Genomic DNA, 23,358 nt, shown 5'->3' with positions numbered 1-23,358 from the left:
ACTCGGAATCCGGGACGACGGGAGCGAAGAACGTGATTGGCGAGCCGGCAACGGCAGACCCGGCAGATGTGGCACGCAAGAAAGCGGCCGCACCGACTTTGAAATTGCCGCCGGATCCGGAATGGAAACTCGGCGAGGACGGCCGCGTCACCTACTACAAGATGCAGAGCATGGGCGTCGCCCGCAAGGCGCGCAACCGAATTGGCGAACTGCTGTTCAACATGTTCATCACGCACATCCCGTCGCACACCATCCGCCAGGGCTTCCTGCGGCTGTTCGGCGCGACCATCGGTGAGTGGTCGACCATCATGCGCGGCACCACCATCCTGGACATCGAATTCCTGACGATCGGCAACGGCACCACCATCGGCTTCCGCTGCCTGCTCGACGCGCGCGCCGGCCTGTGGATCGGCGACAACGTGACCATCGCCAGCGACGTCCACCTGCTCGGCGGTGGGCACGACATCAACCACCCGGACTTCCTGCCGATCCCGATCCCGACCGTGATCGAGGACTACGTCTGGATCGCGAGCCGGGCCATGGTGCTGCCCGCCCTGATCGGCCGCGGCGCCGTCGTCGCCGCGCAGGCGCTCGTGGTCAAGGACGTGGCCCCGCTCGACGTGGTCGGCGGCAACCCCGCCAAAGTGTTCGCCAAGCGTAATCCGGATGCATTGGGCTACAGCGCAAAGTACCGGCCGTTGTTCTGCTGATGCCGGTCGATCTACGCGAATACCGGTTGGTCTACATCGGTCCGGCCGAAGGCCAGACCGCGGTGGGCGACTACGCCGAGAACTTCGTCAACGCCGTGCAGCCGCTGTTCGGTGAGGTCGTGCAACGCCGCACCCTCGGCCCGGGGGCCGAGACGGTGGCCCAGGTACGAGGCCACCGGCGCGCGGTCGCCGAACTCGTTGCCGGCGGTAAGCCGGGCCGGGTCTTGGTGCATGCCGAGCTGGCGGCCGGTGCGGTGTCGGCGTTCTGGTCCATCGCGGGGCTGCGCGGCGTGCCGGTGACGGCGACGGTGCACGATCCGCCGCAGGGCATCTGGTGGCCGGCGCGGACCCGGTTCGTGGCGCAGCACCGGCTCGTCATGCACGGCCTGCACTACCCCCTGCGCCCGCTGTCGCGGCGAATCGAGGGCATGGTCAACGGGGACCGGACGATGGTCGCGCTGAGCCAGATCGGCGCGGACTCCATCAAGGCCATCTACCCCGGCACCACGGTCGCCGCCGTGCCGCACATCATCTCCGAACGGCCGCGGCTGCGCCCGCTCACCGAGCGGCCCAAGGCCGTCGGTTTCTTCGGGCATGTCTACCGCGGCAAGGGTTTCGAGCAGATCGCCCGCATTCGCCGGGAGCTGCCCGACGACATCGTCATCCGGGTGGCGGGCCGGGGAACCGAGGCACTGACGGGTGGCCCGGGCGTGGAGATCGTCGGCCCCGTCGACGGGCCGGCCGAGGACGCGTTCTTCGATTCGGTACGGGCCGTGGTGATTCCGTACGGCAAGCGCCACTTCTACGCCGAGACCTACCCGGCGTCCGGTTCGGTCGCCCACGCGATGGCGTACCGCACCCCCGTCGTCTGCACCGACTACGGCGCCCTGGCCGAACTGGACGAGCGCGCCGGCGCCCTCGTCGTCCGCATCGGCGACCAGAACCCCGAACAGGTGGCGTCGTCGTTGGCCAAGGCCATCGTGTCCCTCGTCGACGACGATGAGCGACTGGCCGAGTTCGGCCGGCACGTCGAGGCCTACCGCGAGGCCTGCTCCGGGCCGCGGACGGCCGAGGCGTTCGGCCGCGTGTGGACCGACATGTTGGCCCGAGCATCTGTGAGCGTGTGACCTGACTGCCCCCGAAGCGCCCACCCGCAATGTGGCGAAGACGCTCATCTCGCTGATCTGGATCTACGGCGGTCGCGGGGTCGGCCTGCTGTGGACGCTGATCCTCGTGCAGCGCCTCGGCGTCTCCGAGTACGGCCTGTACGCCATGGCGACGGTGCTCAACGGCATCGTCGGCAACACCGTCGACAACTCCTTCGCGGTCCGGGCCATCCGGGAATCCGAGGAGCACTTCCTGCGTGAGCGCACCATGCGCTATCTCGTCGCAGTGGGGCTGGTCGCCACCGGCGCGGTCACGTTCGACGTCAACTACGTCATCGGCTTCGGTCTGATGGTGGCCGGCGGCGAGATCGCCCTCAACGTCGTCAAGAGTCAGTCGGCGCGAGATGGCCACCCGGACAAGGTGTATCGGCTCGACACCGCGCGGCAGTTCTCCAGCGCCGGCATCGGCGCGGTGTACCTGTACACCTCGGCGCACCCGACGCTCACCCACGCCTCGCTGCTGTACTGCACGCCCTACGTGCTGATCCTGCTGGTCGGGGCCAAGCTGGCCATCGGCCACCGGCCCGCACCACCCGGGCCGCCGCGGTTGATCGCGGCGCTGACCGGCGAAATGCTCGGCACCACGCTGTATCTCGGCGGTGACGTGCTGCTGCTCGGCACCCTGGTGGACACCACGGCAGCGGGCTACTACCAGCTCGCGTGGGTCGTCGCGGCCGCGGTGGCGGCCGCCGGCCAGTCCTTCGGCATGACCTATCACGAGCCGCTGCGGGAGAGCGGCGGTGACCTGTCCGCCGCCCCACCGCTGCGCAACATCCTGCGGATGGCGGCACTCGGCGGCTCGCTGCTGCTGATCATCGGTGGCTGCCTGTTCGCCTTCGGGGCACCGACCCAGCTCGCCACGACCATGATGATCATGGGCGGCTTCGCCGCGCTGCGTATCTGCATCTTCGTGCTGCAGGTGATCCTCTACACCCAGCGGCGCGACGTCTTCCGGCTCACCATCGCCGTCGGCCTGGTGCCGGTGAAACTCGGCATGGTCGCCGCCCTCGCGACACTGACACCGCTCGGCGCGGTGGGCGCGGCCATCGCGGCCACCGTCGCCGACGCGATCATGCTCGCCGGGTTCACGTGGGCGGTCTACCGGCCGCGCGAGGTGGTGGAGGCATGACCACGCCGAAGACCGCGTTCATCCTGTCGAAAGACCCGGTGCTCGAACACACCGGTGACGTCGCGCTGGCCCGGATGCTCATGCAGCTGGCCGCCGACTCGTCCGAGGTGTCGGCCATCGCGCTGTCACCCCTACCGGGCACCGTCACCGCCGACCTGATTCCCGGTGGCCTGCCCCTGGAGCGGGTCCACAAGCCGGCCGTGCGTCCGCACCGGCTGCTCATCGACTCCCTGCGGCGCCGGCGCAGCCTGGTGCATGTCCGATTCGACACTGACGAACTGGTCCGGGCGATCGATCGCAGCGACGCCGACGTGTTCGTCGCCGAACACAGCTACATGGCCGAATCGTTCTTCCGCAGCACGCATTTCGGGAAGAAGCGATTCGTCGTCAACACCAACGTGAGCGAGTCGCTGGTCTGGCGGGCGTCGCGCGGCGCGCTCGGCCGCGTCGAGGAACCGCGCCTGGTCCGCGACGAGCTGCGCGTCGCGCGCGCGGCCGACGCCGTCAGCACCTACGACGCCGAGGAAGCCGAGTACTACCGCGACAACGGCGTCGCCGATGCCCGGTTCATGGACATCACGATGCCGCCCGGTACGCAGGTCGACGTCGCGACCTCCCCGCCGCGGCTGGTGTTCATGGGCACCCGCGACTGGCCGCCCAACCAGGAGGGGTTCCTGCGGGCTCTCGAACTGTGGCCGCGGATCTCCGCCGGGATCCCCGGCGCCGAACTGTGCATCATCGGGGCCAAGAAACCTGGTGCGGCCGACCCGGTCTATCCCGACGGGGTCCGCGACCTCGGATTCGTCGACGACCTCGGGGCGTTCCTGGGCACGTGCCGTGCCCTCATCGCGCCGATTCGCACCGGCGGGGGAGTCCGGGTCAAGCTGCTCGACACCATCCGCATCGGGCTGCCGGCCGTCGCCACCACCGCGGCCATCGGATCACTCGGGCCGATCTTCGGGCTGCGCCCGCTGGACGACGACGCCGCGTTCATCGCCGAGTGCCGACGACTGCTCACCGACGTGCCGGCCGCCGTCGACCTGGGAAACCAGCTGTACGAGATCAACCGGCAGCGGTGGCAGGACCGGTTGCCGCACAAGGCGGTTGCCGGTCTGCTGCGCGGCGACACTCAGGTGTAGTAGACCTTCACGCCGACCCACGGCGCCCAGACCATGTAACCGTGCTGGAAGTCGACGCGGTTGGACCCGTTGACGTAGCGCTCGTCGCTGGTGGCCAGGCCCAGCTGCGGCTTCCAGGCCTGCGCGAAAGCGCTCGAGGCCCAATGGGCGCCGGTCTCGGGCGACCACCACACGCGGAACGCCTGGCCACCGGTGAAGTCCTGTTGGCCATTGGCGAACACGCTCGCGGGCACCGAGTTGCGCTGCATCGCGATGTCGGCCACCGGCCGCGGCGACGACACGTAGCCGCTCGGCATCTCGTAGATGGTGTTGACCGTGCGGACCTGCGCCCACACCGTCTTGGTGGCCCTGAACACCGGGCTCAGGACCGAGCCGTGCGCCGGGTCGGTGATCTGCGAAAAGCGCAGGAACTCCGGCGATTTCGGTACCCCGGCGGCGATGGTCGCCGCCAGTTCGGCGGCCGCGGGCTTCGGGGTCCAGTCGCTGCGGTAGAGCCCCACGGTGGCGTCGGCCTGGTTGCTTCCGGTCTTGCGGTCACGCGTGGTGTAGACCATCAGCGGGCCGGTGTACGGCATCTCCTGCCACTTGGTGTAGATGTCCTTGAGGTAGGCGGCCTGCGTGGTCTCGTTGACGACCGAGGTGGGTTCGCCGTACTCGGTGGCCCAGATCCGCTTGCCCTCGTCGCCGTTGTCGATCATCACCTGGCGCATCTGAACCAACTGCAGGACAGGCGAATTCGCGATCAGCATGCCGTCGGAGAACTTCAGGTTGTAGTTGTACGGGTGGAACGACAGCGCGTCGAAGTTCCCCTTGGCGCCGGCGGCGTACATCCCGGCGATGAAACGCACCGGATTGATCGACCACGAGCCGAAATCCACCACGGCGCCGACGACACCGCCGATCACCGTCGCGTCCGGGTCGACGGCCTTGATGCGTGGATAGGCCGACTTGAGCAGATCGGTGTAGCCCGCGGGATCCGGTGCGGGACTGTAGAAGAACACCGCGTTGGGCTCGTTCCAGATCTCGTACGCGGAGATCTTCCCCTTGTAGCGGGTGGCCACCTTCGTCATGAAATTGCCGTAGGCGTCCGGATCCGACGGCCGGCTGCTCAGCGGCAGGCCGCCCTGCGACATGGCCCAGGGTGGGGTGGCGTTGACGAATGCGATGATCGACATGTTCATGGCGGCAGCGGCATTCACCGTCTTGTCGACCAGGCTCCAGTCGAGTTGGCCCAGGATCGGCTCGACGCCGGCCCACGGAATCATCAACCTGATGGTGTTCACCCGGTTGTTGGCCATCAGGGCCAGGGTCCGGTTCACGTCGTCCTGCGACAGGCCGTAGATGTCGGAGTCGGCGAAGCCGATGGTGGTCGGCAGGTTGACGACGTTGGCCCGCTCGGCGATCCTGACCCGCTCAGGGGTGTCCCCTGGGATGCCGGTCAAGACGATGAGGGCGCAGACCATGCTGCCGGCGATCGCCGATGCCACGCTCGAGAAACGGCGGGCGGATCGTCGGGGGCGCTTCCCGGGCATCGTGCAACCGCCCTTCACCTATGAAGTGCGTCGCGAGGCGCAAACGCGCACTCAGTGTGCAGCAGCCAAGGGCGTTTGCTGTGAATCTGCTTGGGCGTGTCGCAGTCTTACCTGTTCCTGCCGTTCTCGGTCTATATGCACCAGGAACGCCAGCAAAATGGAGAACTTGAGGGTGGCCGGGGGGATGCCGACCACGGGGTGATCGAGTTGGAGCGCGACAACACAGAATCCGATGTAGATGCCGCCATATCCGGCCCAGGCAAATGAATTCGAGCGAATCGCGCGGTAGCTCATGACGCAACCGATCACCATGATCGCAAAGAACGCCAGACCGGGGAAAATGCCGCCGCGGTAAATCGTCAGCAATGGCGCGTTCGACACATGGTTCAGCACGAACGCATAGTTTCCGTCCCGGAATTCGAGCCGGTTCCAGCCTTTTCCGAACAACCAGTAACCGGCCATGGTGTCGGGGAATTCACGGATGGCATCAATTCGGGAAGTGGAGCCGACATCGTCACTGCTGAACGAGTGCGCGAATCTGGTCCGCACTTCCGGTATCGCCGCCGCGGCTCCGATCGCGGCCACCATCGCGGCGATGGCCAAACCGCGGTCCCGGGACCGCATGGTGTGGAAGGCCAGCACCAGCACCGCCCCGCCGACGATGGTGAACATGCCGGCCCGGCTCAAGGTGAGCAGCAGCGCGACGAGGAAGATGCCGGTCACGACGATGCGCTGCCAGCCCGCCAGGACAACCAGGCCGACGGCGATCGACACCACCAGTGCGATGCCCTCGGCGTTGGGGTCCACCGACGTGCCGCCGAGTCGCATGGACCTTTCGGCACCGCCTTCGGCGAACGCGAAGCGCGTCGCGGTGTATTCCGCCGCGTAACCGAATACCCGCAGATACCTGAACGAGGTCTGGTTGGGGTCGAATGCCACGATGTACAGGCCGAAGACCGCATTGGCCAGCGTCGCGTAGACGAATATGCGGCCGAACTTCTCCAGATGTTGCCCCGACAGACTGCTCAGTGCGATCGCGACCAAGGTGACCACCGACCACCGGACGATCTGGATGACGTCGCCCACGCCCACGCCGGTTACCGCGACCGACGCGATCGATGTGATCACGAGCGCGATGATCGCCCATTCCAGCGGATGAATCGGACGGGCCAGTCGCGGATGCACAAACAACGCGACCACCGCACCGAATGCGAACGGCAGATATAAGGGCACGTGAACGCCCGGGAAATATCCGAAAGGCAGTGCCCCGGTGACGACCGCCAATCCGTACAAGAACCACAGCGGATGCCGCAATCCGACATAGATGCCGACAACCAGTGCGGCAATAGCGACAATGCCCAACAGGGTGACCTGGCCAAAAGACGTCGCCAACCAGACCAGGCCCAAGATCACGGCCAGAATCCCGACCGATGATTTAAGATTGCCGAGTTGACCCAAACGGGCGTTCATGCCGACTATGTTCTCAGCTCGACCAGCTAAGCTCAAGCAGGTTGCCCGGACCCGTGGCGCGCCTGAATGGTCGGTCCGGTTCCCAGCCGCTAATCTGTGAGCCGTCGCATTGCTGAAATAAGGGGCACGACCTTGGAGATCAAAGAGTACCTGCGGATATTCGGCCGGTACTGGTGGGCGATCGTGGCGCTGACGGTTGTCGGAGGTGTCGCGGGCTGGTCGTGGTGGGAATTCGGTGATCGCGAATACCAGTCCAGCGCGACGCTTTTCGTGGCGACCCAGAACGGCACGTCGGTCACCGAGGCCTACCAGAACAACCTGTTCTCCCAGGACCGCGTGAACTCCTACGCCACCCTCGCCATGAGCGAGCAGGTGGCCGCCCGCGCGGTGGACCAGCTGAAGGCGACCATCTCGGCGGGCGAACTGCGGGCCAAGGTCACCGCCGTCCCGCTGCCGAAGACCGTGTTGCTGCAGGTGTCGGTCACCGACAAGGACCCGGGCCAGGCGCAGACCTACGCCAGTGCGGTGGCCGATCAGCTCGCCGGCCTGGTGGGGGAGCTGGAGACGTCCCGCCGTGGCGGCAGCCCCGCCGCGGGCGCCATCGTGGTGGACGAGGCCGGCTATCCGACCAAGCCCCTGGGCTATTCGATGGTCACCCGCATCGGGATGGGGCTGGCCGGTGGCCTCGTCCTCGGCCTGCTGGCGGCCATCGTGCTCGGCATCATCGACCGCCGCGTGCGCGGCCGCGACCGCGTGGCCGACGCCAGTGGTTCGCTGCTCATGGGCGCGCTGCCCGCGGACTCGGCCCGCAGCCATGCGCCGGTGGTCGACCTGACCGCCGAGGGTGCCTATCCGGAGGCGCTGCGCGAGCTCCGCAACAATTTGCGGTTCACCGTGCCGGCAAATCGTGATGAAGCCGCTCGGGTGATCGCGGTAGCCAGTCCGTCGCCGTCCGACGGGCGGACGACGGTGGCGATCGATCTGGCCGCCGTGCTGGCCGAGACCGGCAGAAGCGTGGTGCTGGTGGACGGTGACCTGCGCAACCCGGCGGTGGCGCAGCGCCTGGACCTGACCCCGGCGGCCCGTCAAGGCGCGGCCGACCGCGGCCTGAGCACCGTGCTGGTCGGCGAGAACACCGTCGCCGAGAGCCTGATCCCCGAGGTCTCCGTCGGTCAGCACCGGATCGCGGTGTTGCCCGCGGGCCCCGCGACCACGCGTCCGGGCGAGTTGTGGGCCGGCGACCATACCGAGAGCCTGTTCGCCGACCTGTCCGGCCAGTTCGACTACGTCGTCGTGGATACGCCGCCGCTGGGCAAGTACAACGACGGTGCCGTCGCCGCCGCACTGTCGGACGGGGCTCTGCTGGTCGGCCGCATCCGGCACACGACGAGCAATGCGCTCACGCGTGCCGTGCAGACCCTGAAGTCCGCCAACGCGGTACTGATCGGTTCGGTCGCCACCGACGAACCGGTCGAGTTCAAGCTTCACATCGGCGGGTCCGACGGCCCCAAGTCCGGTGGCGGCAAGAGCAAGAAGGCGGCGCCCAAGGCCGCCGCCAAGGCTGCATCGCAGCCCGAGGCCAAGACGGCGGCGCACCAGAAGCCGTGATGCGTCAGGTTGAGTTGCGGCGCACGGTACTGGCACTGGCTGCAGTGCTGGTCACCGTCGCTGCGTGCGGCCAGTCGGGTCCGGTGCCGCCACGGCCGGGTGACGACGTGCGTCCCACCCGGGACCTCACCCCGATGTTTCCGGGGGCCGAGGCACTCCCGCCGCCCGACCTCACCGACGACGGCCCGGGTTCCCTGGTCGAGCTGAAGCCCGTCAAAGGTGACCCCAGCTTCGACGAGGCCGGCGCCACCGCGGCACGCATCGTGTACCGGTCCACGAGCGGCGTGGACGGCCGTCCCATCCAGGTCAGCGGCCTGATCGCGGTGCCCCCGGGCCCGGCGCCCAAGGGCGGCTGGCCCATCATCTCGTTCGGGCACGACACCACCGGGCTGCTGCCCAAGTGCGCGCCGACCCTCGCGCCGCAATTCTGGGGCTACTCGACCGGGATGACGGTGTATCTGCGGCGCGGCTTCGCCATCGTCCTGTCCGACTACCAGGGGCTGGGCATCGACCCGGGCTCCAGTGCCCGGCAGCACTCCATCCTGGATGCGAACAGCCTGGGGAACAGCATCATCGACGCCGCCCGCGCGATCCATCGCGCCGCTCCGTCCACCAGCACCAACTGGGGTGCGCTGGGCGCCGGCGAAGGCGGCCTGGCCGCGTGGGCCGCGGCCGAACGCAACGGGACCTACGGCGCCGGCATGAACATGGTCGGCGCGGTGGCGGTCAACCCGATCGCGGATCTGGCGCCGCTCGCCGACCCGGACCGCACCGCCGCGCTGGCGACCGCCGATCAGTACCGGCTGCAGATCCGGGCGCTGCAGAGCCTGGAAACCATGCAGCCCGACTTCGACCTCGACGCGCACCGCTCGGCGAAACTCAAGGACCAGTGGGACCTGTTGGTCGACTGCGCACCGCGCGACGTCGCGGCCGCCCAACTGGCGCTGAATCAGTTGACTCCCAACGACTTCCAGGCCAAGGATGCGGCCGCTGCGGCAGACCTCAAGCGTCGCCTCGGTGCCGTCGCGTTGCCCAGTCCCGGTGCGGGCCCGAACGATCCGCCGGTGCTGGTGGCGTTCGGCACGGCCGACACCGTCAACCCGGCGGCCGGCGTGCTGACGGCCACCGCGGCCGCGTGTGCCCGCGGCCAGCAGATCGTCGTGATGCGCGGCGTCGGCGACACGGGCCAGATCAACGACCAGACGATGCAGAACGCGCTGGCGTGGCTGCAGGCGCGGTTCGACGGCGAGCGCGTGGCCGATGTCTGTGTGGGGGCGACGTGATCACGCCGGCCGGAGTGCCGCGGGTGCGCGACTACGCGCTGTTCGTCAAGAACAGTTGGGTGCTGGTGTTGGTCACCACCATCGCGAGTGCACTGGTGGGCTGGGCGGGCTGGGAGCACGCCAAGCCCGAATACCGATCCACGGCATCGGTGTTCGTCCGGACCGAGGGCAGCGCATCGCCCCTGGACGCCTACTACGGCGACGCCGGCATGCTCGGCCTGATGGAGACCTACCGGAACCTGGCCACCAGCTCCCAGATCACCGCGCCCATCATCCAGAAACTGGGCCTGATCGAGTCCGACAAGGAACTCGCCGCCCGGATCGTCATATTGCCCAGTGCCACAGCGATGTTGAACGTCACGGTCACCGGCGATGATGCCGACCAGACCACGCAGATCGCGCACGAGGTCGTCAACGACCTGGTCGCGGTGGGCAACCGGCTGGCCCTGGTCGCCGGTACCAGCGCGACGCTCGTCGTCATCGACGACGCCAGCCCCGCCGAGCGGGTGGGCAGCGTGGCGTCGTATGTGATGACCGGGACGGTCCTGGGTTTCGCGCTGTGTGTCATCGCGGTCATCGCGCGGGCGCTGATCTTCGACCGGGTACAAAGTCGCCGGCACCTCGAGCGGGTTATCGGTGACGCGACCGCCGGAGCGTCGGGATGAACTCGCGGCAGCTGCGGCGTCTGGTCGCCGCGGGCCTGCTCGCCGCGGTGTGTCTGACCGCGCCGGCCTGCCAGAGTGATCCGGCACCGAAAAAGGCCGGGCCCCCTACGGCTGGGGGTATCGACCTCAAACCTGACACCACGGGCGCCGGTCACGTGCCCGGTGCGCTGGTGTCGGCGTCGACGTTCCCCACGCTGGACCTGCGGCTGAAATCGGCCGTGTCGCTGGCCGCCCGCATCGGGTACACGTCGACGTCGGGGATCACCGGTGAACACACCGAGGTGTCGGGCTCGGTCTTCGTGCCGAACGGGACACCGCCGCCGGGCGGCTGGCCGATCATCGTCTTCGGCCACGCGACGTCCGGCGTGCAACGCGACTGCGGACCGTCGGGGTCGTCGACGCTGCAGGGGCTGTCCGCGCCGATCACCACGCTGGTCAAGGCCGGCTACCTGGTGAGCCTGCCGGACTATCAGGGCCTCGGTCCGGGGACCGCCGGCCATCCGTACGCCGACGCCACGACGGTGGGCTACAACGTCATCGACTCCGTGCGCGCGGCGCACAAGCTGGTACCGCAGTCGTCGGACCGGTGGCTCGCTGTCGGGGTCTCCCAGGGCGGCCAAGCCGCTTGGGCCGCAAACGAACTCGCCGCCCGCTACGGCACCGGGCTGAACCTCGTCGGCACCGTCAGCCTCTCACCGGCCACCGATCTCACCGGTCTGGCCGCCGGAGCGGCGGCCGGCAGCCTGTCGAAGGAGCAGGGCGCCATCCTGCAGTTGATCCTGGCGTCCCTGGCGACGGAGAACCCGTCGCTGAACCTGGGGGACTACCGCCGCGGTGAGATCGTCGAGCACTGGGACGTCCTCGCCTCGTGCCGGACCGAGGACGCCGCGGCGCGGGCCGCGGCGATCGACAAGATCACGCCCGACGACCTGCGGCCCGCGAGCCCACAGGCGGAAGCGACGCTGCAGAGTCTGCTGGCCAAGCGGAGCCTGCCCAAGGAGCCGACGTCCGCGCCGATGCTGGTGCTGTACGGCGGCCAGGACACGCTGCTGCCGCCGGACTGGACGAACAAGGCGCTCGCCGCCGCGTGCCGCCTCGGCGACGTCATCGACATCATGTTCCAGCCGACCAAGGGGCACGCCGACATCGACGTGGCCATGTCCTACGACTGGATCAAGGACCGCTTCGACGGCGTCCCCGCCCCGAACAGTTGTCCGTCATTCAATTCCACGCAGGGAGCAGGACAGTGAACGCGCCGACCTCGGCACCGGTCCGGACCCGGGCCCGCATCATCGGGCTGGACGGCGCCCGCGGGCTGTCATGCCTCGGCGTCGCCGTCATGCACGTCACCGGGCACTACTCACCGCAGACGGCCTACCACTGGAAGACCAACCTGGTCGGGCTGTCGCTGATCTTCTTCTACGCGCTCAGCGGGTTCCTGCTGTTCCTGCCGTACGTACGCAACCTGATCGAGCAGCGCGAACTGCCCAGCACCGCGAACTTCGCCGTGCACCGCATCGCCCGGATTCTGCCCGGCTACCTGGTGATCTTCCTGCTGTGCAACTACCTGCTGCAGATCGTCTACATCGAGAACGCGTCGCTGCAGCCGACCCGCACCGAAGACGGCACCGGCATGATCACCGACCCGTGGCAGTTGATCGCCAACCTGACCCTGATGCAGTCGTACATCCCGAAGTACTTTCAGACCGGCCTGAACCCGTCGTGGTCGCTGACACTGGAATACGCCTTCTACCTTTCGATCCCGCTGCTCGGCATGCTGCTGTTCGCCCTCGGGCGGCGGTCGAACCTGCGGCCGTGGCTCGTCGTATCGCTCGGGCCGGCGCTGCTGATCGCACTGGGCTTCATCGGCCGGGCCTTCGTGCCGTGGATGATCTCGGCGTTGCACCTGACCGATCCGACGGAGATCAACTGGGGCGCCAACTGGGTCGCGGTCTACACCAAGACCTTCCTGACAAACTCGGACACCTTCGCGTTCGGCATGGCCGCCGCGGTGCTCGTCGTGGCCATGGAGCACAACGCGATTCGCGAGAAGCTCAGCCGCCGCGTCCGGCTGTACAGCTTCCTGGCGATGTTCCCGGCGGGTGTGGTCATGCTCGGCCTGATCGCCCTGGCCAACCCGTACGCCACGTCGGCCCTGGCCGTGCTGTGCGCGCTGGGCATCCTGGTGATCGTCGCGCCGCTGTTCCGCGGCGAGCGGTCCGGGCTGGCCGAGCTGCTCGACACCGCGCCCTTCCGGTTCGTCGGGAAGGTCTCGCTGTCGGCGTACCTCTGGCATTTCCCGCTCATGCTGTTGCTGGGACGCTGGGGCCTGATGGCCGGCGACACCGTGCCCGGCATGCTGCGCAACGTGGCGCTCGTCCTGGCGGTGACACTGGTGGTCTCGGCCGTCACGTACTACGCAGTGGAAGAGCCCGTCATGAAATTCGCCAAGCGGTACCGCACCAGGTGGTCCTGAATGCGTCGTGCGATCCAGTGGGGCGCCGCGCTCGCGGCAGTGCTCCTGATCGCGGCGTCGTTGCCGGTGATGTGGCAGGTCGGCAGCTGGGCCCTGGACAAGTTGCGGCACGGCGGTGCCGGTGACCCGGTGCCGATCCGCACGGCCGATCTGACGGGCTCGGGCCCGGGCAGCCTGATCAGCGCGATGACGATGCCGGCGCTGACCAACTCGGTGGAGGGCAAGGATTTACAGGCCGCCCGCGTGGTCTACCGATCCACCTCCGGTGACACCGACGCGCCGACGGTGGTGTCGGGGTCGGTGTTCACGCCCCGGGGCCAGGCGCCCGACGGCGGCTGGCCGGTGATCGCGCTGGCCCACGGCACCACCGGCATCGACCAGCCGTGCGCGCCGTCGCTGTCGGCGAATCTCCTCGGCAACGTGGTGTTCGTGCAGGGCTTCGTCAACCTCGGTTTCGCCGTCGTCCTCGCCGACTACCAGGGCCTTGGCGCACCCGGTGTCCACCCCTACACCGACAACCGCACCGCGGGCCGCAACGTCATCGACTCGGTGCGCGCCCTGCGCCACACGTTCCGCGACATCTCGGGCCGCTGGGCGGTGTTCGGCGGTTCGCAGGGCGGCGGTGCGGCCTGGGCCGCCGACGAACAGGCGCGCACCTATGCCCCCGAACTCGACCTGATCGGCGCGGCCGCCAGCGTGCCGTCGGCCGATGTGGCCGGCATCGTCGACAAGGCCGGCATCTTCGATCAGGGCAAAGCGGGCACCATGACCAAGGACCAGGAGGCGGCGTTCCAGGCGATCGTCGAGTCACTGGCCCGGCTGCATCCCGACCTGAACCGCGACGACTACCGCCGGGGCGCGGCGTCCAGATACTGGAAGGTGCTGTCGGCGTGCTCGGGGCCCGACGCCGCCTACCGCGCCACCGCCATCGACGCGATCGGGCCGACCGACCTGGCGCCGATCGATGCGGCGGCCGCCGACCGGCTGCGCCGGTACCTGCAGGACTGGGCCCTGCCACAGCAGCCGCTCTCGGCCCCCATGTCGGTGGTCTACGGCGGCAAGGACACCTTCCTCGACCCGGAATGGACCAAGGCCGCCATCGCCCGCGCATGTTCGCTGGGCGGTACGGTGGTCTGGAATTTCCAGCCGGACGGTGGGCACGGCGATATTGACGGACCGGGTCAATTGCGGTGGCTGGCAGAACGATTCAGGGGAGGCGAGGCGGTCAATGACTGTCCTGCGCAGGGGACCACGTAATCCCGACGGCGACAGCCCGATTCATCAGCAGTTGCTGATCGAGGCGAAATGCATCGTGAAGCGACTCATCGCGCCCCGCGGCACCGCGGTCGGCGAACCCGAGCGGCCGTATCTGATCCTGCCGATCCTGGGGCAGTCCAACGCGTTCGGCATGGGGCTGCCGGTCGAGCCCGACGGGTTGGACCGCCCCCACCCGCTGGTGCACCAGTGGGCCATGTGCGGGCCCTCCAAAGGCACCGCGGTGCTGGCGACGCAACCCCTGCTGCACGAAATACCTTGCAAATACGTCGGTTTCGGCCCAACCTTCGCTAAGCAACTCGCCGACGACACCGGACGCCCGGTGCTGCTGATCCCCGGTGCCCGTGGCGACACCTCGTTCACGCCGAAGAACGGGCACACGTGGGATCCGGCCGACCGCAAGACCCGGGTGAACCTGTACCGGCGGGCCGTGGCGGCCATCGACGCGGCGCTGGCGCGGTTTCCCGGCAGTGAGATCGCCGCGGTGCTCTGGCACCAGGGGGAGACCGACGTGCCGCTGATCTCCGGCGCGCAGTACCAGGCCAAGCTCGACTCGCTGATCGGGGACCTGCGCGCGCGGTACGGCGAGAGCCTGCCGTTCGTCCTGGGGCAGATGGTGCCCGAGGAGATGGAGCTGAGCGGCAAGCCCTACGCCGCGATCGACGCCGTGCACGCCGATACCCCGAACCGGTGGCCGCTCTGCACCTTCGTGCCCGGCCCGCGCGATTCGTACAACAGTCCCGACGATCGCCACTACAGCGCTGCCGGGCAGCGCGAGTTGGGTCGCCGGATGTGGCAGCAGTACCGAGAGATGTGCGCCGAACAACTGGCGGACTATGGCGCGCGGTGAACTCGGCCGGGTCATCCGCCGTGTCATCGGTGTGGTCACGATCGTCGTGCTCGTCGATGTCGGGCTGGCCGGGCTGGTGCTGTTCGCGGGCGCCAAGTCCGATCAGCTCCAGCGGGCCGACGCGATCATCGTGCTGGCCGGCGAACACGACGGCCGCGAACAGTACGGGCTGAGCCTGGCCCGGCAGGGCTGGGCCCGCACCGTGGTGCTGTCCAACCCGTACGTGCCGGGCGACCCTCAGATGAAGAGCGCCTGCGCGCCGGCCACCGACATCGAGGTGATCTGCCGCAAGCCGGAGATCCTGACGACCCGCGGCGAGGCCATGATGATGCGCCAACTCTCCGAGGGCCGATCCTGGCACCGGATCATCGTCGTCAGCTGGCGGTACCACCTGCCGCGCGCCCGCCTGATCTTCCGGCAGTGCTATTCCCCGGACCACGGTTCGGTTGTCGCGGTGGCTTTGCCCAGGGACTATGACTTCTCGCCGGTCGGGTGGGAGCTGACGTTCTTCTATCAGTTTGCCGGGTTCGCTAAGGCCGCGCTGCAGGGTCGCTGCGGTTGACCTGCCTATTTTTCTGATCGGTGGTATTTTCGAGCAAACGATGCGATAGTAGTCGCAGTTCGCTGAGCGGGGGCTATAGCGAACAGCCAGCAAATGGGAGGGAGTACGCGTCAGTGTCAGTGGCAGAAGAACTCTACGTTCCCGAGGCTTCTCCCGCGCGTCCCGTACGGGCCGTCGCGCCTTTAGCTGACCGGGCCTGGCAGACGCGGTACCGCTGGTGCCTCATCGCATTCGATCTGGTCGTGGTCGTGTTGGCCCTGGCGAGTGCCCAGTTCGTCAAGCTCGGTACACCCGACGCCTCCCTGGAATTCACTTCGACGTATCTGCACGTCTTCTCGTACTACTCGGTCCTCTCGCTGTTCGTCGCCGTGATCTGGCTGGCCATGCTGGCCGCATACCGCACCCGATCGCCGCGCATCGTCGGCGCCGGCGTCGAGGAGTACCGCCGGGTCTTCTCCGCGACGCTGGCCACTGTCGGCATCATCGCCGTCGCACTGATGATCTTCCGCCCTGAGTACGCTCGCGGCTACTTGGCGGTCGCGCTGCCGCTCGGTCTCGTCGGCCTCGTCGTGGGCCGGACCATCTGCCGCCGGGTGCTCGCCCGGCTGCGCCGGCGCAACAAGTGCGTCGCCAACGTGCTGGCGGTCGGTGACCCGCGCGCCGTGAGCAACCTGGTGCAGTCCCTGCACCGCGAGTGGTGGTACGGCTACTCGGTCCGCGGCGTCTGCCTCACCGGACGGCCCGCCGGCGGCACCTTCGAGGTGGCGGGGGTCGGCGAGTTGCCGGTGCTCGGCAACGAGACCCAGGTGTCCGACGCCATCACCCAGGCCGCCTTCGACGCCGTCGCACTGACCACGACCGACCACCTCGGGCCCGAGGGAGTGCGCGAACTGTCGTGGGAGCTCGACAAGCTGGGCATGGACATGGTCGTGTCCCCGAGCGTCATCGACGTCGCCGGCCCCCGGCTCACCATGCGTCCCGTCGCCGGTCTGCCGCTGATCCACGTGGAGCGTCCGCAGTACAGCGGGACCAAGAAACTCCAGAAGCGCGCCTTCGACGTGTTCGTCGCGCTGTTCGCGCTCACCGTGACCTCGCCGCTGATGGTGTTGTCGGCCATCGCGATCAAGCTCACCAGCCGTGGTCCGGTCTTCTACCGCTCCGAGCGAATCGGCTTGGACGGCAAGCCGTTCCAGATGACGAAGTTCCGCACCATGGTGCAGGGCGCCGACCGCATGGTCGACGACCTGATCAGCCTGGACCTCAACGAGAGCGGCAGCGGCGTGCTGTTCAAGATTCACGAGGACCCGCGCGTCACGCTGGTCGGAAAGTACCTGCGGCGCTACAGCATCGACGAACTGCCGCAGTTCTTCAACGTGCTGCGCCGCGACATGAGCGTCGTCGGGCCGCGCCCGCCGCTGCGCCGTGAATTCGACACGTACAACGAGCAGGTGCGCCGTCGGCTGCTGGTGCTCCCCGGCATCACGGGGCTGTGGCAGGTGAGCGGCCGGGCCGACCTGTCGTGGGAGGACTCGGTACGGCTCGACCTGTCGTACGTCGAGAACTGGTCCATCACCAACGATCTGCTGATCGCGGCCAAGACCTTCCGCACCATCATCGGCGGTTCTGGCGCCTACTGACTCCGGACGGGCGACCGTCGGTGAATAATCCCCTTTGATGCGTAAAGCCCTGCCGTGGATAGTGGTGGCCGTCCTGGTCGTCGGTGGTCTGACGGCCGCGACCTACCTGCGACCGCTGGCGCTGATCGGGACCTCGAAGGTCCTCGACATGTTCATTCCGCTCTCGGGCGCGCCGGAGCCGATCGGTTCGGCCGATCTCGCCGGCTCCGGCCCGGGCACCCTGCTGTCGGCGACGACCATGCCGGGCGTCACCAGCACCTTCACCGGGCAGGGGATTCGTGCGGCCCGCGTGGTGTATCACTCCACCTCGGGTGACACCGGCGCGCAGACCGTCGTCTCGGGCGCGGTGCTCACGCCGCTGGGCCAGGCGCCCAAGGGCGGCTGGCCGGTGGTGGCCCTCGGGCACGGCACCCTGGGCATCGACAACAACTGCGGGCCGTCGCTATCGCCGACCTTGATGAACCTGCTGCCCATCGCGAAAGTCGTGATCAATCTCGGGTACGCCGTCGCCCTGGCCGACTATCAGGGACTGGGCGTCAAGGGCGTGCACCCGTACTCCGACGCCCGCACCGCGGGCCTCAACATGATCGACGCCGTCCGCGCGGCACGGCACGTGTTCGGTGACATCTCCACGACGTGGGCGGCGTTCGGCGATTCGCAGGGTGGCGCGGCGGCCTGGGCCGCCGACGAGCAGGCCGAGCCCTATGCCCCGGAACTGAACTTGGTGGGTGCGGTCGCCGTGGCGCCCGCCGCCGATATCAGCGGTCTTGTGGCCAAATCGCAGACCGGCACGTTGACCAGTGAGCAGCGGCCGGTGCTGCAGGCGCTGATCGAATCGCTGGCCCGGCTGCACCCCGATCTGAACCGTGACGAATACCGGCACGGCGGTGCGTCCCGCTACTGGAACGTGCTGACGGACTGCAGCGCCGGTGCGGCCTACAAGCGTGCCGTCGCCGCCGGACAACTCGGGCCGCGCGACTTCCTCCCGGTGTCGCCGGATGCGGCCCAGCGACTGCAGAATCTCCTGCAGGCGTGGGCAATTCCGCAGCGCCGGCTGACCGCGCCGCTGTACGTCTGGTACGGCGGTCAGGATCCGTTCATCGATTCGGTCTGGACGAAGGCGGCCATCGGGCGGGCCTGTTCGCTCGGTGGCACGGTGACGACAGAGTTCGACCCGAAGGGCGGCCACAATCCGCCCGCGGCACAGGAGATGCTCGACTGGATGGCGGATCGGTTCGCCGGGAAGAAGGTAACCAATGACTGCTGAGCTGCTGCCGCTGGACGCCGCGGCGATCCAGGCGTCCGTCGGTGACGGCTGGCGCGTCGAGGTGGTGGCCGAAACCGGTTCCACCAATGCCGATCTGGCGGCGCGGGCCCAGTCCGGCGAGAACGTGGCGGGCGTGGCGCTGTTCACCGAGGACCAGACCGCGGGCCGGGGACGCCAGGGCCGCAGCTGGACGGCGGTGCCGCGGTCGCAGATTCTGATGTCGATCGGGGTGGACACCACCGACGTGCCGAGCGAGACGTGGGGCCTGCTGTCGCTGGCGGCGGGGGTGGCTGTCGTCGAGGCCGTCGCCGAGGTGGCCGGCGTGCAGGCCGCGCTCAAGTGGCCCAACGATGTTCTGGTGGGCACCGGCAAGCTCGCCGGCATTCTCGCCGAGGTCGCGGCCCCGGCCGGCGGGTCGCCCGTCATCGTCGTCGGTATCGGTCTGAACGTGTCGCTCGCCGCCGCCGAACTGCCCGACCCGGTGGCCGTGTCCCTGCTGAGTATCGGTGTCGCGCAACCGGATCGGCAGCAGCTGGCCGTGGCGCTGCTGAACCGTCTGCACGCCCGCATCGCCGAGTGGCGCGTGGGCGGGAACGTCGAGCTGTTGGCCGTCTACCGCAAGCACAGCGCCACCCTCGGACAGTCGGTGCGGGCCGAGTTGCCCGGCGGGCGTGAGGTGGTCGGGCAGGCGACCGAAATCGACGCGGGCGGTGCGCTGGTGATCGATTCGGCCGACGGCGCGGTCGCCGTCTCGGCGGGCGACGTCGTCCATTTGCGTCCCGCCGCCGGCTGAGCACCGCCTAGAGTCTGGGTATGGGTTACCCGGACAACGTGCTGGCAGCCGACGAACATGTTGTGCTGCATCGGCACCCGCACTGGAAGCGACTGATCGGGCCGGTGCTGGTGCTGCTGGTCGCGACGGCGCTGGCCGCGTTCCTCGCGGCAGTGGTCAATCACACCAACTGGGATTCGAACGCCAAGAACATCATCTTCGCGGTGATCGGCGTGGTCTGGCTGGTGGTGATCGGCTGGCTCACCGTCTGGCCGTTCCTGACCTGGCGCTCAACGCATTTCGTGATCACCGACCGGCGGGTGATGTTCCGGCGCGGCGTGCTGACGCGGTCGGGTATCGACATTCCGCTGGCGCGCATCAACAGTGTGGAGTTCCGGCACCAGCTACTGGACCGGATACTGCGCACCGGCACGCTGATCATCGAGTCGGCATCGCAGGATCCCCTGGAATTCCATGACATTCCGCGGGTGGAGCAGGTCCACTCGCTGCTGTATCACGAAGTCTTCGACACCTTGGGTTCCGAGGAGTCGCCCAGCTGAGGGTCGTCGCCGAGTTCGTCGTAGGCCTCGGCGAAACCACCGGCGGTGATCGTCGCCTCGAGCGTCATGTCGGGTGCGTGCTTGGCCATTTCGTCGGGGAACACCCAGCGCCGGAACGCCCAGAACCGGAACGCCATCTGCAGCAGGTTGCCGATGATGTACGCCGACACGAAGTCGGCGATGTTCTCGATGGTCAGCGACACGTTGGGTTGCCGCAGCTGCAGCACGTAACTGGACACCCACAGCGGGGCCATGCTCAGCAGCACGCCGACGCCACTGACGGCGAAGAACAGCAGTGCCTCGTGGTGACGCAGGCGGCCACCGCGGTTCTGGAAGCTCCATTCGCGGTTCAGCACGTACGACGCGATGACCGCGACGATGCCCGCGATGATCTTGGCGGTGACGGGCTTCGGTTCGAGCACCGTGAGCTTGAGGGTGTAGAAGATGCCCGAGTCGATGACGAACGTGGTGGCGCCGACGATGGCGAACTTGATGAGCTCGTGATGCCGCTCGGCAAACGGCCGAATCACTCGCGGGAGCCGCGCAATCGTGGCCTCGGTGAACGACATAAGCGGCCAGTTTACGGAAAGTACCTGCATTTCACGTACCCGTGCAGGTAGCGGGCGGTAGCTAGTCGGCATAGGCAGATTCGGGGGACACCCGCGGTGCGTGACAAACTAGGCGCCGTGACGCAACCCCCCGTCGTGGCAATGATCGGTGGCGGCCAGTTGGCCCGCATGACCCACCAGGCCGCCATCGCGCTCGGTCAGACCCTGCGGGTCCTGGCGGTTTCCGCCGACGAGCCGGCCGCCCAGGTGAGCCCCGCGGTGGTGCTGGGCTCGCACACCGACCTCGAGGCGCTGCGCCAGGTGGCCGCCGGTGCGTCGGCCCTGACGTTCGATCACGAGCACGTGCCGACCGAGCTGCTGCAGACCCTGGTCGCGGACGGCGTCAACGTGGCCCCGCCGCCGTCGGCGCTGGTGCACGCCCAGGACAAGCTGGTGATGCGCCGCCGGCTGGCCGAACTCGGCGCTCCGGTGCCGCGCTACCGCGAGGTGGCGTCGACCGCTGATCTCGATGCCATCGACGAGCTCGCCGCTGAAACCGGTGGTGCGCTGGTCGTGAAGGCGAGCCGGGGCGGTTACGACGGCAAGGGCGTCACCCTGACCGACGACGTGGCACAGGCCCGCGCTGCCGCCGAGGGCTACCTGGCCGCCGGCGTGGCGGTGCTGGTGGAGGAGAAGGTCGCCATGCGCCGCGAGCTGGCCGCGCTCGTCGCGCGCTCGCCGTTCGGGCAGGGCGCGGCGTGGCCCGTCGTGCACACCGTGCAGGAGGACGGCATCTGCGTCGAAGTGATCGCGCCGGCGCCGCAGCTGCACGCCGCGGTGGCGACGGCGGCCGAACAGCTCGCGCTGCGGATCGCCGATGAGCTCGGTGTGGTCGGCGTGCTGGCGGTCGAGCTCTTCGAGACGGTCGACGGTGACCTGGTGGTCAACGAGCTGGCCATGCGGCCGCACAACTCCGGGCACTGGAGCATGGACGGCGCGACGACGAGCCAGTTCGAGCAGCATCTGCGCGCGGTCCTGGACTACCCGCTGGGGTCGACGGCACCGCTGGCGCCCGTGACGGTGATGGCGAACGTGCTGGGCGCGCCGACGCAACCCGAGATGACCATGGACGAGCGCCTGCACCACCTGTTCGGCCGGCTGCCCGAGGCCCGGGTGCACCTGTACGGCAAGGGGGAGCGGCCGGGCCGGAAGATCGGCCACGTCAACATCGTCGGCGCGCCGGGCGGCTCGCTCGACGACGAGGACTACGTGGCCGACGTGCGCGAGCGCGCCGTCCGGGCCGCGCATTGGTTGTCGCACGCTGAGTGGACCGACGGATGGAGTGGACATGAGTGAACGCGCGGGAGGCCCCCGGGTCGGCCTGATCATGGGCAGTGACAGCGACTGGTCGGTGATGGAGGACGCGGCCACCGCGCTCGCCGAGTTCGAGGTGCCGTTCGAGGTCGGCGTGGTGTCGGCGCACCGCACGCCGCAGCGCATGCTCGACTACGCCAAGACCGCCGCGGACCGCGGCGTCGAGGTGATCATCGCCGGCGCCGGTGGCGCCGCGCACCTGCCCGGCATGGTCGCGTCGGCCACTCCGCTGCCGGTGATCGGGGTGCCCGTGCCGCTGGCCCGCCTCGACGGCATGGACTCGTTGCTGTCGATCGTGCAGATGCCCGCGGGCGTGCCGGTGGCCACGGTGTCGATCGGTGGGGCGCGCAACGCGGGCCTGCTGGCGGTACGCATCCTGGGGTCGGCCGATGCCGCTTTGCGGGCGCGGATGCAGCGTTTCCAGGAGGACCTGGAGCAGATGGTGCTCGACAAGGATGAGGCGCTGCGGAATCGGTTGCTGGGCAAGTAAGCTCACGATCGATGAAATCCTCATTCGCGCGGTACCGCAGCGTCGGCCACAAACTCGTCACGGGATTCATGGAGCCGGAGGTGCTCCTGGTCGCCGGTGCGCTGGACGAGGCCCAGCGGGCCAGGTCCGTCGGCGGTGCGGTCGCCGAGATCGGTGTGCACCACGGCAAGCTGTTCATCGGCCTGAACCTGCTGCAGCGGGACGACGAAAAGTCCGTTGCCATCGACATTTTCGGCGACCAGGACCTCAACATCGATGGTTCCGGCGCCGGTGATCTGGCGAAGTTCACCAGCAACGTCGACGTCTGGTCGTCCATGGACAGCGTGGTGATCCACCAGGGTGACTCCACGAAGCTGACCCCCGAGGTGCTGCTGGAGGAGGCCGGCGGGCCCGTCCGGTTCTTCAGCGTCGACGGCGGCCACACCGAGGAGATCGTCTACAGCGACATGCAGCTGGCCGAGGCCACCCTGGCCGACGGCGGCATCGTCATCGCCGACGACGTCTTCAACGAGTTCTGGCCCGGCGTCGCGGTGGGCACGCTCAAATACCTCGATGACGGCGCCGGCCTGGCCCCGTTCGCGATCGGCTTCAACAAGGTGTTCTTCACCCAGCCGGAGTTCTGCGACTACTACCAGGCCGAACTCGAGTCGGCGGCGCACCGCTCGGCCCGGATCCAGCACACCACCTCGGTTTTCGCCGGGCATCCGGTGCTGCTGCTCGGCCCCGTGACGGCCGTCGACGTGCTGCGCCGCAGCGAGACGTTGCGCACCGTCTATCACCGCACTTACCGCGAGTTGGTCCGTGGGCTGCAGAAGGTGTCGGGTCAGGGGCGGTAAAGTAACCGG

Annotated in this window: 22 protein-coding genes; 19 read left to right on the top strand and 3 right to left on the bottom strand. The window is 68.4% G+C overall.

Translation table 11 applies throughout. The annotated features are described in order from the left end of the window. Positions 1-32: 32 nt before the first annotated feature. From ACJH6I_RS05730 to ACJH6I_RS05715, 4 genes are read left to right on the top strand one after another with little or no spacing between them, the layout of a single operon-like run. Complete coding sequence (locus ACJH6I_RS05730; RefSeq protein WP_318986434.1) at positions 33-710, top strand: acyltransferase; 678 nt, start codon at positions 33-35, stop codon at positions 708-710. After that, positions 710-1,837: a glycosyltransferase family 4 protein gene (locus ACJH6I_RS05725; RefSeq protein WP_318986435.1), complete on the top strand. Its 1,128-nt coding sequence runs from the start codon at positions 710-712 to the stop codon at positions 1,835-1,837. The genes ACJH6I_RS05730 and ACJH6I_RS05725 overlap by 1 nt, the downstream gene beginning before the upstream one ends. A 31-nt stretch (positions 1,838-1,868) precedes the next feature. Next, positions 1,869-3,005 carry a hypothetical protein gene (locus ACJH6I_RS05720; protein ID WP_318986436.1) on the top strand — a complete coding sequence of 379 codons (1,137 nt, stop codon included), beginning with the start codon at positions 1,869-1,871 and terminating at the stop codon, positions 3,003-3,005. Further along, positions 3,002-4,144, top strand: a complete 1,143-nt coding sequence (locus tag ACJH6I_RS05715) for a glycosyltransferase family 4 protein (RefSeq protein WP_318986437.1) — start codon at positions 3,002-3,004, stop codon at positions 4,142-4,144. Before ACJH6I_RS05720 ends, ACJH6I_RS05715 begins: the two co-directional genes overlap by 4 nt. On the opposite strand, the gene ACJH6I_RS05710 is transcribed toward ACJH6I_RS05715, so the two are convergent. Continuing rightward, complete coding sequence (locus ACJH6I_RS05710) at positions 4,135-5,631, bottom strand: cellulase family glycosylhydrolase (RefSeq protein WP_318986438.1); 1,497 nt, start codon at positions 5,629-5,631, stop codon at positions 4,135-4,137. The two genes, ACJH6I_RS05715 and ACJH6I_RS05710, sit on opposite strands and share 10 nt — an antisense overlap. Before the next feature lie 96 nt (positions 5,632-5,727). Beyond that, on the bottom strand, positions 5,728-7,146 hold the full coding sequence (locus ACJH6I_RS05705) for an O-antigen ligase (RefSeq protein ID WP_061000789.1): 1,419 nt from the start codon (positions 7,144-7,146) through the stop codon (positions 5,728-5,730). Positions 7,147-7,278: 132 nt separating this feature from the next. On the opposite strand from ACJH6I_RS05705, the gene ACJH6I_RS05700 reads away from it, so the two are divergent. The 12 genes from ACJH6I_RS05700 to ACJH6I_RS05645 all read left to right on the top strand — a co-directional run bounded on the left by ACJH6I_RS05700 (position 7,279) and on the right by ACJH6I_RS05645 (position 20,101). Then, positions 7,279-8,754, top strand: coding sequence for a polysaccharide biosynthesis tyrosine autokinase (locus tag ACJH6I_RS05700; RefSeq protein WP_061000788.1), 1,476 nt, complete (start codon positions 7,279-7,281; stop codon positions 8,752-8,754). Further along, the gene (locus ACJH6I_RS05695; RefSeq protein ID WP_131808698.1) at positions 8,754-10,037 is read left to right on the top strand and encodes a lipase family protein; all 1,284 of its coding nucleotides are present in this window, start codon (positions 8,754-8,756) and stop codon (positions 10,035-10,037) included. The genes ACJH6I_RS05700 and ACJH6I_RS05695 overlap by 1 nt, the downstream gene beginning before the upstream one ends. After that, entirely contained in the window at positions 10,034-10,702 is a 669-nt protein-coding gene (locus tag ACJH6I_RS05690; protein ID WP_293016904.1) for a YveK family protein, read from the top strand. Before ACJH6I_RS05695 ends, ACJH6I_RS05690 begins: the two co-directional genes overlap by 4 nt. Next, positions 10,699-11,952: an alpha/beta fold hydrolase gene (locus ACJH6I_RS05685; RefSeq protein ID WP_293016905.1), complete on the top strand. Its 1,254-nt coding sequence runs from the start codon at positions 10,699-10,701 to the stop codon at positions 11,950-11,952. The genes ACJH6I_RS05690 and ACJH6I_RS05685 overlap by 4 nt, the downstream gene beginning before the upstream one ends. Next, complete coding sequence (locus ACJH6I_RS05680; RefSeq protein ID WP_061000781.1) at positions 11,949-13,178, top strand: acyltransferase; 1,230 nt, start codon at positions 11,949-11,951, stop codon at positions 13,176-13,178. The genes ACJH6I_RS05685 and ACJH6I_RS05680 overlap by 4 nt, the downstream gene beginning before the upstream one ends. Then, on the top strand, positions 13,179-14,435 hold the full coding sequence (locus ACJH6I_RS05675; protein WP_406783836.1) for a lipase family protein: 1,257 nt from the start codon (positions 13,179-13,181) through the stop codon (positions 14,433-14,435). Beyond that, a complete protein-coding gene (locus tag ACJH6I_RS05670) occupies positions 14,407-15,303 on the top strand; it encodes a sialate O-acetylesterase (protein ID WP_064858287.1) in 897 nt (298 codons plus the stop codon). The genes ACJH6I_RS05675 and ACJH6I_RS05670 overlap by 29 nt, the downstream gene beginning before the upstream one ends. Further along, positions 15,290-15,865, top strand: coding sequence for a YdcF family protein (locus tag ACJH6I_RS05665; RefSeq protein ID WP_064858286.1), 576 nt, complete (start codon positions 15,290-15,292; stop codon positions 15,863-15,865). The genes ACJH6I_RS05670 and ACJH6I_RS05665 overlap by 14 nt, the downstream gene beginning before the upstream one ends. Positions 15,866-15,978: 113 nt before the next feature. Then, on the top strand, positions 15,979-17,502 hold the full coding sequence (locus tag ACJH6I_RS05660) for a sugar transferase (RefSeq protein ID WP_244602182.1): 1,524 nt from the start codon (positions 15,979-15,981) through the stop codon (positions 17,500-17,502). A gap of 37 nt (positions 17,503-17,539) precedes the next feature. After that, positions 17,540-18,769, top strand: coding sequence for a lipase family protein (locus tag ACJH6I_RS05655; RefSeq protein WP_293016906.1), 1,230 nt, complete (start codon positions 17,540-17,542; stop codon positions 18,767-18,769). Then, positions 18,759-19,562: a biotin--[acetyl-CoA-carboxylase] ligase gene (locus ACJH6I_RS05650; protein WP_293016907.1), complete on the top strand. Its 804-nt coding sequence runs from the start codon at positions 18,759-18,761 to the stop codon at positions 19,560-19,562. Before ACJH6I_RS05655 ends, ACJH6I_RS05650 begins: the two co-directional genes overlap by 11 nt. Positions 19,563-19,582: 20 nt before the next feature. After that, positions 19,583-20,101: a PH domain-containing protein gene (locus tag ACJH6I_RS05645; protein ID WP_064858282.1), complete on the top strand. Its 519-nt coding sequence runs from the start codon at positions 19,583-19,585 to the stop codon at positions 20,099-20,101. Here the strand turns inward: ACJH6I_RS05645 and ACJH6I_RS05640 are convergent. Then, on the bottom strand, positions 20,056-20,670 hold the full coding sequence (locus ACJH6I_RS05640) for a GtrA family protein (RefSeq protein ID WP_064858281.1): 615 nt from the start codon (positions 20,668-20,670) through the stop codon (positions 20,056-20,058). The genes ACJH6I_RS05645 and ACJH6I_RS05640 overlap by 46 nt on opposite strands. 117 nt (positions 20,671-20,787) lie before the next feature. On the opposite strand from ACJH6I_RS05640, the gene ACJH6I_RS05635 reads away from it, so the two are divergent. From ACJH6I_RS05635 to ACJH6I_RS05625, 3 genes are read left to right on the top strand one after another with little or no spacing between them, the layout of a single operon-like run. After that, a complete protein-coding gene (locus tag ACJH6I_RS05635) occupies positions 20,788-22,005 on the top strand; it encodes a 5-(carboxyamino)imidazole ribonucleotide synthase (RefSeq protein ID WP_256370084.1) in 1,218 nt (405 codons plus the stop codon). Beyond that, positions 21,998-22,513: a 5-(carboxyamino)imidazole ribonucleotide mutase gene (gene purE, locus ACJH6I_RS05630; RefSeq protein WP_064861128.1), complete on the top strand. Its 516-nt coding sequence runs from the start codon at positions 21,998-22,000 to the stop codon at positions 22,511-22,513. The genes ACJH6I_RS05635 and purE overlap by 8 nt, the downstream gene beginning before the upstream one ends. 11 nt (positions 22,514-22,524) lie before the next feature. Then, entirely contained in the window at positions 22,525-23,349 is an 825-nt protein-coding gene (locus ACJH6I_RS05625) for a class I SAM-dependent methyltransferase (protein WP_061000759.1), read from the top strand. Positions 23,350-23,358 lie beyond the last annotated feature (9 nt).

It is taken from the genome of Mycobacterium sp. SMC-13 (genome assembly GCF_045311035.1).
Classification (GTDB): domain Bacteria; phylum Actinomycetota; class Actinomycetes; order Mycobacteriales; family Mycobacteriaceae; genus Mycobacterium.
This window is presented reverse-complemented; position numbering and strand designations above follow the sequence as displayed.